At 52.4% G+C, this 14,698-nt stretch carries 19 protein-coding genes; 8 read left to right on the top strand and 11 right to left on the bottom strand.

Annotated elements, in window-relative coordinates:
- Positions 1 to 51 precede the first annotated feature (51 nt).
- The 4 genes from ACFVYJ_RS07175 (at position 52) to ACFVYJ_RS07160 (ending at position 2,762) form a co-directional block, all read left to right on the top strand.
- Positions 52 to 294, top strand: coding sequence for a hypothetical protein (locus ACFVYJ_RS07175; RefSeq protein ID WP_419414690.1), 243 nt, complete (start codon positions 52 to 54; stop codon positions 292 to 294).
- A gap of 122 nt (positions 295 to 416) precedes the next feature.
- Positions 417 to 740: a PepSY domain-containing protein gene (locus tag ACFVYJ_RS07170; RefSeq protein WP_419414691.1), complete on the top strand. Its 324-nt coding sequence runs from the start codon at positions 417 to 419 to the stop codon at positions 738 to 740.
- Positions 715 to 1,404 (top strand): response regulator transcription factor, encoded by a 690-nt coding sequence (locus ACFVYJ_RS07165; protein ID WP_419414692.1) that lies wholly within the window; start codon positions 715 to 717, stop codon positions 1,402 to 1,404. The genes ACFVYJ_RS07170 and ACFVYJ_RS07165 overlap by 26 nt, the downstream gene beginning before the upstream one ends.
- Complete coding sequence (locus ACFVYJ_RS07160) at positions 1,401 to 2,762, top strand: ATP-binding protein (protein WP_419414693.1); 1,362 nt, start codon at positions 1,401 to 1,403, stop codon at positions 2,760 to 2,762. The genes ACFVYJ_RS07165 and ACFVYJ_RS07160 overlap by 4 nt, the downstream gene beginning before the upstream one ends.
- Positions 2,763 to 2,797: 35 nt before the next feature.
- On the opposite strand, the gene ACFVYJ_RS07155 is transcribed toward ACFVYJ_RS07160, so the two are convergent.
- The 10 genes from ACFVYJ_RS07155 to ACFVYJ_RS07110 form a co-directional block, all read right to left on the bottom strand.
- Complete coding sequence (locus tag ACFVYJ_RS07155; protein ID WP_419414694.1) at positions 2,798 to 3,814, bottom strand: zinc-dependent alcohol dehydrogenase family protein; 1,017 nt, start codon at positions 3,812 to 3,814, stop codon at positions 2,798 to 2,800.
- Between the two features lie 233 nt (positions 3,815 to 4,047).
- On the bottom strand, positions 4,048 to 4,767 hold the full coding sequence (gene trmB, locus ACFVYJ_RS07150; RefSeq protein ID WP_419414695.1) for a tRNA (guanosine(46)-N7)-methyltransferase TrmB: 720 nt from the start codon (positions 4,765 to 4,767) through the stop codon (positions 4,048 to 4,050).
- A gap of 55 nt (positions 4,768 to 4,822) precedes the next feature.
- Positions 4,823 to 5,620 carry a thiazole synthase gene (locus ACFVYJ_RS07145; protein WP_419414696.1) on the bottom strand — a complete coding sequence of 266 codons (798 nt, stop codon included), beginning with the start codon at positions 5,618 to 5,620 and terminating at the stop codon, positions 4,823 to 4,825.
- 58 nt (positions 5,621 to 5,678) lie between these two features.
- Positions 5,679 to 5,879, bottom strand: a complete 201-nt coding sequence (thiS, locus tag ACFVYJ_RS07140; RefSeq protein WP_419414697.1) for a sulfur carrier protein ThiS — start codon at positions 5,877 to 5,879, stop codon at positions 5,679 to 5,681.
- Positions 5,879 to 6,265: a DUF423 domain-containing protein gene (locus ACFVYJ_RS07135; protein WP_419414698.1), complete on the bottom strand. Its 387-nt coding sequence runs from the start codon at positions 6,263 to 6,265 to the stop codon at positions 5,879 to 5,881. The genes thiS and ACFVYJ_RS07135 overlap by 1 nt, the downstream gene beginning before the upstream one ends.
- Before the next feature lie 251 nt (positions 6,266 to 6,516).
- Positions 6,517 to 7,368 (bottom strand): RNA polymerase sigma factor RpoH, encoded by an 852-nt coding sequence (gene rpoH, locus ACFVYJ_RS07130; RefSeq protein ID WP_419414699.1) that lies wholly within the window; start codon positions 7,366 to 7,368, stop codon positions 6,517 to 6,519.
- 153 nt (positions 7,369 to 7,521) lie between these two features.
- A complete protein-coding gene (gene ftsX / locus ACFVYJ_RS07125; RefSeq protein WP_419414700.1) occupies positions 7,522 to 8,547 on the bottom strand; it encodes a permease-like cell division protein FtsX in 1,026 nt (341 codons plus the stop codon).
- Positions 8,537 to 9,199, bottom strand: coding sequence for a cell division ATP-binding protein FtsE (gene ftsE, locus ACFVYJ_RS07120; protein WP_419414701.1), 663 nt, complete (start codon positions 9,197 to 9,199; stop codon positions 8,537 to 8,539). The genes ftsX and ftsE overlap by 11 nt, the downstream gene beginning before the upstream one ends.
- Before the next feature lie 13 nt (positions 9,200 to 9,212).
- A complete protein-coding gene (ftsY, locus tag ACFVYJ_RS07115; RefSeq protein WP_419414702.1) occupies positions 9,213 to 10,361 on the bottom strand; it encodes a signal recognition particle-docking protein FtsY in 1,149 nt (382 codons plus the stop codon).
- 50 nt (positions 10,362 to 10,411) lie between these two features.
- The gene (locus ACFVYJ_RS07110; protein ID WP_419414703.1) at positions 10,412 to 10,543 is read right to left on the bottom strand and encodes a hypothetical protein; all 132 of its coding nucleotides are present in this window, start codon (positions 10,541 to 10,543) and stop codon (positions 10,412 to 10,414) included.
- A 116-nt stretch (positions 10,544 to 10,659) separates the two neighbouring features.
- On the opposite strand from ACFVYJ_RS07110, the gene ACFVYJ_RS07105 reads away from it, so the two are divergent.
- Both ACFVYJ_RS07105 and rsmD read left to right on the top strand, forming a co-directional pair.
- Positions 10,660 to 11,841, top strand: a complete 1,182-nt coding sequence (locus tag ACFVYJ_RS07105) for a hypothetical protein (protein WP_419414704.1) — start codon at positions 10,660 to 10,662, stop codon at positions 11,839 to 11,841.
- 14 nt (positions 11,842 to 11,855) lie between these two features.
- Positions 11,856 to 12,479, top strand: a complete 624-nt coding sequence (gene rsmD / locus ACFVYJ_RS07100) for a 16S rRNA (guanine(966)-N(2))-methyltransferase RsmD (protein WP_419414705.1) — start codon at positions 11,856 to 11,858, stop codon at positions 12,477 to 12,479.
- Here rsmD and ACFVYJ_RS07095 read toward each other — a convergent pair.
- Positions 12,476 to 13,723 carry a M48 family metallopeptidase gene (locus tag ACFVYJ_RS07095; protein WP_419414706.1) on the bottom strand — a complete coding sequence of 416 codons (1,248 nt, stop codon included), beginning with the start codon at positions 13,721 to 13,723 and terminating at the stop codon, positions 12,476 to 12,478. The genes rsmD and ACFVYJ_RS07095 overlap by 4 nt on opposite strands.
- Positions 13,724 to 13,898: 175 nt before the next feature.
- On the opposite strand from ACFVYJ_RS07095, the gene coaD reads away from it, so the two are divergent.
- Complete coding sequence (coaD, locus tag ACFVYJ_RS07090) at positions 13,899 to 14,378, top strand: pantetheine-phosphate adenylyltransferase (RefSeq protein ID WP_419414707.1); 480 nt, start codon at positions 13,899 to 13,901, stop codon at positions 14,376 to 14,378.
- A 28-nt stretch (positions 14,379 to 14,406) separates the two neighbouring features.
- Positions 14,407 to 14,658, top strand: coding sequence for a YfhL family 4Fe-4S dicluster ferredoxin (locus ACFVYJ_RS07085; RefSeq protein ID WP_419414708.1), 252 nt, complete (start codon positions 14,407 to 14,409; stop codon positions 14,656 to 14,658).
- Positions 14,659 to 14,698: the final 40 nt, after the last annotated feature.

Below are 14,698 nucleotides of genomic sequence, written 5' to 3'. Positions count from 1 at the left end.
GATCCAAGCCCGACGAGCCACTACTCTGAGGCCAAACTCGGAGAGGTTGTCATGTCATCACTTGATAGAAAAGCCATTCGTGCCGACAAGTGGATGCAACGGTTTATGAAAACCGGCATCCCGGTAGCGGTTGTCAGTGTGCTGAGCCTGTGGGCTGGCTGGTTATTAAAAATTCCCGCGCTGGGCAGTGTGTTTATGATTACCGCCTCGACTGCGCTGGTTATCGGGATGCTCTACAACATCCGCTTTGTCATCCTCTCGGTGCGACAGATCAAAACCAAACAGGATGACTAGCACCAATTCATTCAGGATTCATCGGCATAGGGTTAGGCTATGGTTATTTCCACCAGGCTCTCGTTATGCTGTACTGGGTATAACGCACAAGGTGTAACTTAAATAATCCACGATATCCGGCCATGCCTTTAACTAAACCCATGCTGCGAAGACGATTTACTGCACTCTTTTCTGGCGCGCTGGTCGCTCTATTCTCTGCTGGCGCCCAATCTGTGCTGGCGGCTGAGCCAATGAGCCTGCAGCAGGCACGCCAGATGGTAGAAGCACAGACCGGCGGACAGGTTGTGAAGTCCCAGACAGGCTATTCACAGGGCACTCTGGTTTATCGATTCAGGATCGTACAGCAGGGACGGATCAGAGACCTCCTGATGGACGCGCAAACTGGCACACTGATCAATCCACTGAAGGGAGATAAGAATAATGAAAATTCTAGTGGTCGAAGATGACGCCGATCTGCGCCGCCAATTGGTCGGGGCATTGCAGGAACGCAATTACACCGTAGAGGAGTGCGCCGATGGTAACGAAGCGGCGTTTCTCGGCACCGAGTACCCCTACGATATGGCCATTGTCGACCTGGGCCTACCCGGCCAAACCGGCATTGAAGTGATTCAAGGCTGGCGCAAACAGGGCAGTGATTTTCCGATTCTGATTCTTACTGCCCGAAGCGACTGGCAAGATAAGGTGGAAGGACTGGAAGCCGGTGCCGACGACTATCTGGTTAAACCCTTTCATATGGAAGAACTCACTGCACGACTAAACGCTCTGCTGCGCCGTGCGGCGGGTCATGCCAAACCGGTATTGGAGTTTGGTCCGATCCAACTCGACACAACGGGACAGGCGGTTTATCTGGATGACAACCTGGTCAATCTGACCAGTTATGAGTACCGCACCTTTGAATATCTAGTGCTTAATGCCGGTAAGACCATTTCCAAAACCGAACTGACCGAGCATCTGTACCATCAGGATTTTGAACGCGACAGCAATGTGCTGGAGGTGTTTATCCGACGCCTGCGACAGAAGCTGGACCCCGAGCAAAATCTGCAGCCTATCGCGACAGTGCGAGGACTGGGTTACCGTTTCACCATGGCTGACAAACCACCTAAGACGTGAAAATTATAGCTCCCCTGTACTCGCTGCAGGGCCGACTGCTGATCGCTTCAACCATCGTGCTGCCACTGGTACTGTTTCTGGCAGCATTGGCGCTCAGCAGTGCCTACCGCTTTAATACTGAAAATGCTGTGCGTGAGCAGCTGCAGCTGCAGATCTATCTGCTACTCGGTTCCATCGAGCTGAACGAACAACATATTCAGTTCCCACAACGCCTGCAGGAACCTCGCTATGATCGGGTGGGGTCCGGTTTATATGCATCTATCCATGAACAAAATAACCTGCTGTGGCGTTCGTATTCCTCCAGCCTATTAGACAGTCGTATTCTCAATGATGCCGAGAGTGGCACGTTGTTGCCAGGGCAACCCTATTTCACCCATATGAACGAATTGGGACTGTACCGGTTACAACTCAAGCTGATCTGGGATCACCCCTTAGGCGAACGGGCACTGGTATTTTCGGTGATGGAAACAGACACCGCACCTGAAGCAGCCATTCGCACCTACAACCTGCAGCTAATGCTGTGGATGGGAGTGATTTTCCTGGTGGCGTTACTGGCCCAGACGTTAATCCTCTACTGGGGCCTGCGTCCATTAAATAAGCTGGCAGACGATCTGCTGCAAATTGAACGCGGGCATACCGAATACCTCCGTGGCAACTACCCCACGGAGGTTGAACAGGTCACCCGCAACCTGAATCAATTGATCTCGAGCGAACGCGGCCAACGCGAACGATATCGCAACACCCTGGACGACCTTGCCCATAGTCTGAAAACACCCTTGGCTGTGATGCGGGGTGCAGGAGATGAACAGCTGAATCGGTCTGAATATCAGACGCTGATTACCGAACAAACCCAGCGCATGGACCAGATTGTGCAGTATCAACTCAGCCGTGCAGTCCAATCTGGCAGCCGCCCACTGGGCATGTCCACCGATGTCAGACCAGTAATCGAGCGATTAAGTGGTGCCTTGCAAAAGGTTTATCGTGAGAAACAGCTACAGATAAAACTACAACTAGAGTCACCACTGACATTTACCGGTGATCCCCGCGACCTGATGGAGCTGCTGGGAAATATTCTGGAAAATGCCTGTAAATACGGACAACAGCGAGTAGAAATCAGAGGCTGGCACAGTGACAGTAACCTTAGGCTACAAATCTGTGATGATGGCCCCGGTGTCGGGGAAACGATGCGCAAAACCATTCTGCAGCGTGGTGCCCGGCTGGATACCTCAGTGCAGGGTCAGGGTATCGGGCTGGCAGTCGCGACAGACATTATCAGTAGCTACAATGGCGAACTCAGTGTCACGGAATCCGATTTAGGCGGCAGTTGTTTTGAAATAGTTCTGCCCGGGCACAACTGAACCGATCGGGCAGAATTTAATAGACCGCTTAGAACTTACTGGTCGTTTTCAATCACCAGCTTGCCAAAATGGCCGGCAGCAGCCAGCTGTTGATATGCCTGCATCGCGTCACTGAAGGCATAGGTTCTATCGATTACAGGGTGTAACTGATGCTGCTCCATCAGCGCAACCATCTCCTTCAACATCTCCACACTGCCAACATATACACCTTGGATATGTAACAGGTTAAAAATAGTCATCAAACTCATGGTCGGGCTATCCATACCCGTCAAAATACCAATAACCGACACAGTGCCATTCACTCCGACCGAGGCGACCGACTTCTCAAACGTCCCGGCACCACCTACTTCCAGCACATTGTTGACGCCTTTACCCTGGGTAATCGCCAGTACCTCTTGCTCCCAGTCAGGGCAATCTTTGTAGTTGATAGTGTGATCAGCCCCCAGTCCCCGAGCCCGTTCCAGCTTTTCATCACTGGACGAGGTAATGATCACCTCGGCACCCATGGCTTTGGCCAGTTGTAGACCAAAAATAGACACACCGCCTGTGCCCAGCAGCAAAATAGTATCGCCGGCTTTAATGCCGCCAGCATGCACCAGTGCATGCCAGGCGGTGGTCGCAGCACAGGGCAGGGTTGCAGCTTCTGCATATGAGAGGTAGTCAGGGATCTTAACCGTACCATCCTCGTGCAGGATAAAGTAATCCGCCAACACACCATTGATCGCACCACCCAGTGCCGAGGTCAGGCCCGCATCACCCATGGAGCCTTCTATCCAGTGTTGAAAAAAGTTACCTATAACCCGGTCACCGGCCTTAAAACCCGTGACACCCTTACCAACACTGACGACTTCACCCGCACCATCAGACACTGGAATCATCGGCCGTATGTCATTACGGACATAGCCGCCATTGGCCACCAGAAGGTCGCGGAAATTCAGTGAACAAGCTTTCATCTTCACTAAAATTTCACGGTCGCCGGGAGTTGGTATCTCCAGTTCTACTTGCTGGATAGCTTCAATGCCATCGGGCTCTACTACCTGGTATGCACGCATCTATTTGCTCCAATTATGTCTTTTTTTTAAGGGAGGTACCGACCGCAAAATTTGCCGATACGGCCTGAGCCTGGCCTGCCGCCCGTTACAGGCCGGCTCTAAGCATAAAGCAGGAGGTGAGTGAGATCTGGATCAGTTTTCAGACCACACTTTACAGAGAAGGATTGCTGCCTCCAGCCATGACCCACGGGCCATATGCCTTTCAGCAGCATAGCAGTTTTTTTTAGATACAATCAGTCAGTTTTGGCAAACATCAGATCCCAGACACCATGCCCCAGACGCTCACCGCGCTTCTGAAATTTGGTTACCGGGCGCCAATGGGGTTGTGGTGAATACTGGCCTTCACCTGCGATGTTGCGATAGCCCGGCGCAGCACTCATGATTTCCATCATATGCTCAGCATAATTTTCCCAGTCGGTCGCCATATGAAAGACACCGCCCGGTTTCAACTTGCGATGCAGAGTGGCAGCAAACTCAAGCTGCACAATGCGCCGTTTATGGTGCTTTTTCTTATGCCAAGGATCAGGAAAAAACAACTGAATACAATCCAGGCTATGGTCCGGAATACACTGCGCCAACACTTCGATTGCATCATCACAGAAGACACGAATGTTACTCAGCCCCTGCTCAGAGGCGTTTTTCAGCAAACGACCAACACCGGGTTTATGCACTTCGATGCCAATGTAGTTTTTCTCGGGCTGATCTTTGGCCATCTCCACCAGCGAATCGCCCATGCCAAAACCGATCTCCAGCACCACCGGTGCCTCACGGCCAAACACTTGACCGAGATCCAGCATGCCTTTCGATAGCTCTAAGCCCACTTCAGGCCAACGCGCATCCATGGCCCGCTGCTGACCTTCGGTCATCCGGCCAGCACGCAGCACAAAACTGCGGATGGTGCGCATATGTTTGGTTTCAAGTTCAGTCACGGTCTTAGGATCTTTTTCGCTCATGAGGTTTAGGTATCAGGTTATCAGGCCAGCCAATATGGCTGGCCCTGCGGTGGCATTATGGAGTAGAGATAATGCCGTCTAACGGAGAGGAAGCGCTGGCATATTTTTTCCGCGGCATCCGTCCAGCAAGGTAGGCTTCTCGACCGGCTTGAATCGCTTTGCGCATCGCTGAAGCCATCAAAATTGGATCGCGGGCTCCCGCAATCGCAGTATTCATCAACACAGCTTCACAGCCCATTTCCATAGCAAGTGCAGCATCTGATGCGGTACCAACACCCGCGTCAACCAGCACCGGAACCTTCGCTTCTTCCATGATGATGTTAATGTTGTGCGGGTTCAGAATACCCAGACCAGAGCCAATCATGGAACCCAGTGGCATGATAGCGATACAACCAATCTCTTCTAGTTGCTTGGCCACAATCGGATCATCACTGGTATACACCATCACCTTAAAACCATCTTTAACCAGTACTTCTGCCGCTTTGAGTGTATCGACAACATTTGGGTACAGCGTTTTCTGATCACCCAGTACCTCGAGCTTGACTAGGTCATGTCCACCCATCAGCTCACGCGCCAGTTTACAGGTACGCACTGCATCTTCAGCAGTAAAACAACCGGCAGTATTTGGCAGAATGGTATAGCGATCCGGCGTAATCACATCTAACAGATTCGGTTCATCCGGATTCTGGCCAATATTCGTGCGGCGCACGGCAACCGTAACAATCTCTGCACCGCTGGCCTCAATCGCCAGACGGGTCTCTTCAAGATCCTTATATTTGCCAGTGCCCACCAGCAGGCGTGAATTATAGCTTTTACCAGCAATGATCATCGGGTCGTTTGACTGTTCAGACATGTCAGTTATCCAGATTGAATTATTTTTTGTAAGGAAGGGGAGCCGGAATAGAACCGATTCAACCGCCACCAATCGCATGCACAATTTCGACCTTATCGCCGTCATGCAATGCCGTGGTCACGTGTTGACTGCGAGGAATAATTTCCAGATTGAGTTCTACGGCAATACGCTTTTCTGCCAAACCAAGCTGTTTCACCAGGCCAGACAACATCAGTCCATCGGTGACTTGCATCTGGTCGCCATTTAGCTCTATCTGCATCAATCGTCTCCTCTTGTATAAAAATATGCAGCCACGACCAGGCAGCCCCAGCCACATAGCAACAACAGTCCACCCAGGGGGGTAATCATGCCCAAAGCACCCACGCCCGAAAGCGCCAGAACATAAAGACTGCCACAGAATAACAGGATGCCGGCAATAAACGTCCAGGCTGACCAGCGCAAAGGCAACAGATCATGCTGCTGCCGCATCACGACCACCAGCAGCAAAGCCAGGGTGTGATAAAACTGGTATTCAACACCCGTCTGATACGCAGCATACAACTCCGGCGCAAGACGCGCTTTAAGTGCATGCGCGCCAAACGCACCCAGTGCGACTGCCAGCAGACCACTGATACCCGCAAAAAATAGCTGTACGCGACAGGTCATAAAATCATCCTGAAATCAGGGTGGCGATTATACCCCAAACATATCCGGGATGCTGACCACCTGAAGCAAGAAAAGGAACTCCGGTACATGCCTCAACCCGACACCATGACTTTAAACTTCAGCCAGGCTTGTCGCTATCAATTTGGTGAAGCCCCATCTGAAACGTTGAAACGCCTGCGGCGCTCTATCTGACATAGCGCCATAAAAAAACCGCCATTCGGCGGTTTTTAAAATAGCAGTTTGCGGTCGCGTTAAGCTTCCATCGCCACCCGAATTTTTTTCATGGCGTTCTTTTCAAGCTGACGAATACGCTCAGCAGACACACTATATTCAGCCGCCAATTCATGCAGCGTTGCCTTATCATCCTGTAGCCAGCGACGAGATAAAATTTCCTGGCTGCGCTCGTCAAGGTCGGTAATCGCACTCATCAAGCGACGCTGTGAGTCTTCTTCCCAATTGCTGTTTTCCAGCAGCGTGCTTGGATCAGCACTTTTATCTTCCAAATAATGCACTGGTGCCCAAGCATGATCATCATCGTCAGATTCAGGGGCATCAAAGGCTGTATCAACGGACGCCATACGGCCTTCCATCTGGCGAACGACCTTGGCATCAACACTCAGATCCTCGGCAATCGCCTCAACCTCATCGTTGGTCATCCAGCCAAGACCTTTCTTACGAGAGCGCAGATTAAAGAACAATTTACGCTGTGCCTTGGTGGTAGCGACTTTGACAATCCGCCAGTTACGCAAGATAAATTCATGCATTTCGGCTTTGATCCAATGCACGGCAAAAGAGACCAGGCGCACACCCATGGTAGGATCAAAGCGTTTTACCGCTTTCATCAAACCGACATTCCCCTCCTGGATCAGATCGCCCAGCGGCAGGCCATAACCCGAGTAGGTTTTAGCAACGTGCACCACAAACCGCAGGTGCGACATAACCAACTGACGTGCAGCTTCGACATCTCCATCAAAATACAACCGCTCCGCCAGCGAACGCTCTTCTTCTACGCTAAGCACAGGGATGGCTGCCACCGACTGCATATATGCATCGAGGTTGCGACCCGGAGTTATGTTATTGATAGCTTGTAAGCTGGTGCCCATCTATGACCTCGCATCATGTTACTGACTGCTGCCTTTTCACTGGCCAGCAGCTCGCAAATGTGACCCTGTCAGAAAATAAAAGTTCCACGCTCAAAAATAGCGCGGCACGAAAATATAGCGGGGAACAGATAAAACCGCAACCTTGAAACCCTATTACCTAGGTTCAATCTCGGCCAGATGCTGGCCAACGGCCAAGCGGGCACCCAATAAGCCTAACAAGACTCCAGACAGGAGCAGTGCCAGTGCTTCTTGAGGTGCCAGGCTCTGTAAAGCAAAGCCGCTTTGGTAAAGTCCAACCAACTGTTTTACCGGCTCGGTAATCAAGACCAGACTCACGCCCATTAACAACAGCGCCAGAGCGCCGCCCAGCAGGCCAAACCAGAAGCCAGTATAGAGGAAAGGCCGCCTGATCCAGGCATCGGTAGCGCCCACCAGTTTAGCTACCAGGATTTCATCTCGCCGGTTTTCAATAATCAAGCGGATGGTATTCCCCACCACCAGCAACACAGCCAACGCCAATAACGCACCCAGCACAACCACAATCCGGTTAGCGACCTCAACAAAGGCAGCCAACCGCTTCACCCACTCAATGTCCAGCACCACTTCAGCCACCTCAGGCATGACGGAAAATTCCTGCTGTAACTTATTCAGTGCGACAGGAGTTTGCTCTACCGGTTGCACGACCACCACCGCTGGCAGCGGATTGCCTTTAATGTATTCAAAGATATCCGCCATACCAGAGGTCTTTTTAAAGTCGTACAACCCCTGATCTTTGGAGATCAACTCCACTGCCTGCAAGTCACTTCGCAACAGCAGTTGCTGGCTGAAACGCTGCGCTTCATCATCCGGCAGGCTGGCCTGCAGATACAAGGAGACCCTTGGCCCGCTCTGCCATTGCAGGCTCAGAGCATTAATATTCTTCAGCGCCAGATACATCACCCCTGGCAGAGTCAGGGCAATAGCCAATACTGCCAGCGTCATCAAGGTTGGCAGCGGCGTTTGTAACAGCCGGGATAATGCCTCTTTGGCGGTACTGATATTGTGCCGCCACCAGCTCTGACTTTTCTGTTTCAGCGTCACCTGATGTCTGTCGGCACCACGACGCACAGCAGCCGTGGTAGCTTTCGCCGCCTGACGCACGGCTCCGCGCGCCCGGGAATTATTCGGTTCATTGGCCATGATCAGTCATCCTACCCTGATTCAGGGTCAACTTACGGCAGCGCATCTGATCAATCAGCGCCAGGTCATGACTGGCAATCAGCACGGTAGTACCGTGATGATTAAACTCCATAAACAACCGCATGATTTCGGCTGACAACTCAGGATCAAGGTTACCGGTGGGTTCATCGGCCAGAATCAGCTGCGGCCGATTAACAATTGCCCGGGCAATACCTATACGCTGCTGCTCCCCTGTGGACAGGGCAACCGGGTTAAGTTTTTCCTTACTTAACAAGCCAACTTTATCCAGTGCGGCGCGCACCCGCTTACCAATATCATCCAAGTGATAACCGGAAATGTGCAAAGGCAGGGCAATGTTGTCGTATACGCTACGATCAAACAGTAACTGATGATTCTGGAAAACCACCCCGATACGGCGGCGATGAAAGGGAATTTCCTGGCTTTTGAGCTGAGTCAGCTCCCGGCCGGCAACCTGCAACTTACCCCGGCTGGGGCGCTCCATCAGCATGATCAGTTTGAGCAGAGTACTCTTACCAGCACCGGAGTGCCCGGTCAGGAACGCCAGCTCCCCCTGAGACAGGGAAAAACTCACATCCCGCAGCGCATCATGGCCTGTTGGGTAACGTTTACTGACATGGCTGAACTCAATCACGGCATGGTCTCAATCAGTCAAACAACGCGTCGACAAACTCCTGCGCCTTGAATGGCCGCAAATCATCAATCTGCTCACCAACACCAATAAAACGGATCGGCAGTTGCAGCTGTTTGGCAATGGCAAAGATCACCCCACCTTTAGCGGTACCGTCTAACTTGGTCAGAGAGATACCTGTTACACCAACACTATCGCGGAATATTTTCGCCTGACTCAGTGCATTCTGGCCAGTGCCGGCATCCAGCACCAGCATCACCTCATGAGGCGCCTGCGGCGAAAGTTTCTGGCTGACACGCACCACCTTCTCCAGCTCCTGCATCAGGTTGTCCTTGTTCTGCAGACGACCTGCCGTATCAGCAATCAGCACATCAACCCCCTTGGCCTGAGCCGACTGCAGGGCATCGAATATCACCGATGCAGAGTCTGCACCGGTATGCTGTGCAATGACCGGGACATCATTACGTTCACCCCAGACCTGCAACTGCTCTACTGCAGCAGCACGGAAAGTATCCCCGGCAGCCAACATCACCGATTTACCCTGGCTTTGGAAGCGTTTGGCAAGCTTACCAATGGTGGTGGTTTTACCCACACCGTTCACCCCGACCATCAAAATCACATAAGGCGTTTTATCCGCCGGTATTTCCAGCGGTTGCTCAACCTGTTGCAGCAGATCGGACAGTTCCAATTTGAGGGCGCCATACAAAGCCTGCGCATCGGCCAACTGCTTACGTGCGACTTTATCAGTCAGGCGCAGGATGATTTCACTGGTTGCCGCCACCCCGACATCTGCAGTCAGCAGCAGAGTTTCGATCTCTTCCAGCAGGTCATCATCGATCTCTTTAGCACCCAGAAACAGATTACCCAGCTGCTCGCTAAGGTTTTCCTTGGTGCGACTTAACCCGGATTTGATGCGACCGAAAAAACCGGCCTTTTTTTCTGGTTCAGCACTGACGGGGGATGCCTCGGGCTGCACAGCCGCAACATTGGCCGTTGGTTCTGTCGACGCAGGCTCCGACTCAACAATCTCGGCCTCTGTGGATACGGCGGGTTCAAGCGGCGCATCAACATCTACCGGCGCGACCGGCAAGTCGGTGCGGGGGTCAGCTGATTCTGTTTCAGGCTGTTTGTTTTCCGAAAACAAAGTTTTCAGTTTTTTTAACATGCATCATCCTCATCCGGCCGATGAATTGGCCAAAAGACAGGGGGAGCCACTCAGATAAAGTCGTCCCGATTTACATAGAGAAAAATGGCGGCTAACAACGCAAGACTAAACAGCCCTCCAGCCAGAGCAATCCAACCGGAACCCCAGCCATTAGACTGAAACCAGAAAAACACCGTTTGCATGCTGTATCTCCATCGCTACACCAGACGCTCTAAAGAGGAGCTAACCGGCACAGCAGCACCACCTGATAAAGTCTGGTATCTTATCATAGTGTTCCCGGCTCGCGACTATCTTTGCCATGACTGACGGCTATCGTCCCATCTTCAATCGCAAATACCTTACAGCACTGATCTGGTTCTGCCTGATAGCTATTGTGGTACTCACTTCAATGGGCCCGGAGTCGACCGAACCAGGCAAAATAAACCGACTCTCTGAGCGCAACATCTACTGGCTGGAGCAGCCCGAAGCACCACTGACGTTAACGCTGACGTTTGCCACACCCCCGGCCCTGCATCCCAAGCAGACTCTGCTGCACAAACTGATGTTAGAGATCATGCGGCAACGGCTACAGCCATTTACACACCCGGATTTCAGTTATGGCCTGTCTCAACAACTGGACGGCCTTGCATTAACCCTTAGCTGGTTACCAGAACAAAGCGCTCCACCGCTGACGGCAATGCTTACGGCCCTGCGAAAACCTGTGGATCCGCTGCGCTGGGCTTCTGCACTGGAAACACTAAAAGCAGAAGCCTACCTGGACAACCAAACCACTGAGTCGCAATTGCTGCAGCAATTTTTAGGTCAGTTTCCGGCACCCTCAATACCACTGTTGGAAATGCTTGTCCCCAGCTACGCAGACAGCATGAATTCACCCGCGATCAGCCTAAGCGGCGATGGGGCTGAGCAAGCCAGTCAGCAGCTCCCACCTTTAAGCATTGTCAGCACCAAACGATCGGATATTGACCGGTTTACACCAGCGGCCCAGATCACTGGCAGCCCGAAGGATGAAAATTTTCACCTGTTACTCGGTAGCAGCTTACCCGGACGCCAAGCGGACACTTACCTGATGCAACGCTGGGTAATTCAAACATTGCAGGACCTGCTCGCCAACTACCACCAGCAACAACAGCTTGATTACCGACTGCTGTTCCGCGCCGGTGGCGAAGCAGGCTACCGCGCCATCCTGCTGCACAGCCAGCAACATCCCGCCAAGATACTGCAGCAACTACAGGCAGCAGCAACCGAGCAGCAACTTGAAAGTAGCAGAGCAGGGCTCATCACCCAGTGGCAGGAGGATGCCCGGCAGCCGCTCACACGCCACCTGCAGCTGACTCAACTTAGCCGCTATCAATTCCCCCCCGACCAGCTAGAGCAGGACATCGATCAGTTAAAGTCACTGGATGTGCAGCTGGCTATTGCCGGGGTGAAAGCCGCCTTGCAAAGTCGCGCCCAATTTAGCATCCTGCTGCCGCCACACTGATCAGGAAACCCACTATGGCTCGTCACCACCCGGCACGCCGCACACCGAATAAAACCCCGACGTCCAGCTTACGCATCATCGCTGGTAACTGGCGGGGCAGAAAACTGGAGTTTGCATCAGTGGACGGTTTACGACCAACACCCGACCGGGTCAGAGAGACGCTGTTTAATTGGCTACAGCCTTTTATTAATGACGCCCGCTGTCTGGATCTGTTTGCCGGCAGTGGCGCACTGGGGCTGGAGGCATTATCCCGAGGCGCGGCATCCTGCGCCTTTATCGACCGGGAAGTCACCTCTTGCCGCATGCTGCAAAGCAATCTCCAACAATTAAAGGCGGATAACGGCGAAGTGATACAAGCCTCTGTGGTGACATGGTTACAACAGCGCATCACCGATATGGAACCACGCTACGATCTGGTTTTTATGGACCCGCCTTACCGGCAGGGGCTGATCCAACCCTGCTGCGAGCTACTCGAACAGCATAATCTGCTGGCCGACAACGCCATCATCTATGTCGAAACCGAATCCGATCTGACCGAGAGAGTGGTGCCCGCCCACTGGCGCGAACACCGCAGCAAGCAGGCCGGGCAGGTCAGCTACCGACTCTACCTGCGCGAGCAGCCCACCCCTCAGGACTAGCGTGGCAGCGCATCATCTAGATAGTATTTGCCCGGCAATTTTTTCAGTTCTTCCACACTCAGGTCATCCGGCAGGCGAAACCGGGCAACAAATACCTGCCCCGGGTTTACACTGCCTTCAACATGCGCCACATAACGCAAGAGTTTGTCGTCACGCTTCACCATCAGCCCCATCACAACATTTTTCAGGACTGGCTGTCGCGCCTGATAGCGCCAGCGGGTTTCCAGCAAATGAGGCTCTCGCTGCTGTGCAGACTCCAGCTTCAAACTGGCCTCAACGGCTTTCACAAACTGACTGCGGGCCGCCTGACGCTGCTCTTCCTGTTTCGCTGTTTCATGATCCACATAAGCACCCAGTGCAGTCCCCAGCAGTGCCGCCAAACCACCACCCTCTCCGGCAGTGGTACCCTGCTGCTTTTGCCATAAAACATTGTTTTGCAACAAACTGCCTGCCTCCGGGTTGATCTGCCCCTTGCGGTAGTAAGGGTTCACCGCTTCAGCCACCGCTTTCGCCTCAGCGTAACGTTCGGCATTAACCGGGTGGTCATGATTGAACAGCGCCCGGGCATTACCCTCTTCCGTGTATTTTCGCTGCCAAATGCGGCTTGCCGCCAGTGGGTCATAACCCGCCAACGCGCAATACAGAATGCCGATACGGTCTGCCTCACGCTCGTTTTCATGGGTAAAAGCCGCCTGATAACTACTGCGCCGGGCAGAGTTTGAACCCGTTAATGCCGTAAGCTGACTCATGCTGCGGCGCTCAAAAGCATGATTAGCAACCGTATGCGCAATCTCATGCGCCACCACCGCCGCCAGTTCAGCATCGTCTGTAATGCTATCCATCAGGCCGGAAAACACCACAATATAGGTACCGCCGGTCGTGAAAGCATTGAACTGCGTGTTGTTAACCAAAATCGGCTGCCAACGTTCCTCACTCAAGTGCGAAACACGATGCACCCGGTCAAACACCTGCAGCAATCGCTGATACTGCACCTTATTAACCTGTGCATTGACGCCACGCCCTGCTTTTTGCTCCTGTGCAATAACCTGCTCGACATAAGCATTGCCCGCTTCGATCTGGGCTTGCCGGTCCGCCAAACTCAGCGAGCGGCGTCCGGTCACCCGGTCCTCTTCGCTGACCGCTTCCGCCACCTGATAGAGGCCCTGATCAACTCGTTGCAGCGCCTGACAGCCTGACAAACAGCCACATAGCAGCACAAAAACACCTAAAATTCGTACGGGCATGGCAAAATTTCCTTACTATTTTATTCCAAATAAATATATAAAAAACTTTTCTTATAACTGGTTGTCGTTAGCAGTTTGAATTATAGTGTTTGTGCGCGTTTGCCATTTCGGCTAATATTCCGCGCTTGCACATTTGCTAGTATGTTAAGCAGACACCAGCCTCTGTGAACCCGATATGAATACTGCAGTATATCCAGGTACGTTTGATCCGATAACTAACGGCCATTCTGATCTGATACATCGGGCCAGTCGTTTGTTTGACCGTGTTGTGGTGGCCGTTGCCGCCAGCCCGAAAAAGCAACCGATGCTGCCGCTGGAAAGCCGCACTCAGCTCTGTCAGGAAGTGCTGGGTAATCTCGATAATGTAGAGATTATTGGCTTTGACTGCCTGCTGGCAACATTACTGCAAGAGCAGAATGCAAATATTATACTGCGTGGCCTGCGTGCGGTTTCGGATTTTGAGTACGAGTTTCAACTCGCCAATATGAACCGACATCTGGCACCCAGCGTGGAAAGTATATTCCTGACACCGGCAGAACACCTGTCGTTTATTTCCTCCACGCTGATACGCGAAATCTCCAGCCTAGGCGGAGATGTGAGCAAGTTTGTACATCCGGCGGTTGCCGAAGCATTACAACAGCTTCATGGCCGGTAACCATAGATAGAAAAGTGAGGTAGCCAACATGGCATTGATCATTACTGACGAATGCATCAACTGTGATGTATGTGAGCCGGAATGCCCTAATGAGGCAATCTCTCCCGGTGACGAAATTTATGAAATTGACCCGGGCAAATGCACCGAGTGCGTTGGCCATTACGATACGCCACAGTGTGTGGAAGTATGTCCGGTTGACTGTATTCCTAAAGACCCGGATCACGTGGAAAGCGAAGTGCAGCTGATGGATAAGTACAAACAGCTGACCGGTCAGGCATAACGGCCCGCCCCAACCACACAAAAAAGCCGATCATATGATC

This window comes from Pontibacter sp. JAM-7, assembly GCF_048548695.2.
GTDB lineage: Bacteria > Pseudomonadota > Gammaproteobacteria > Pseudomonadales > Balneatricaceae > Neptuniibacter.
The sequence above is the reverse complement of the archived record's forward strand: the minus strand, read 5'-3'. Positions and strand labels throughout refer to the sequence as shown.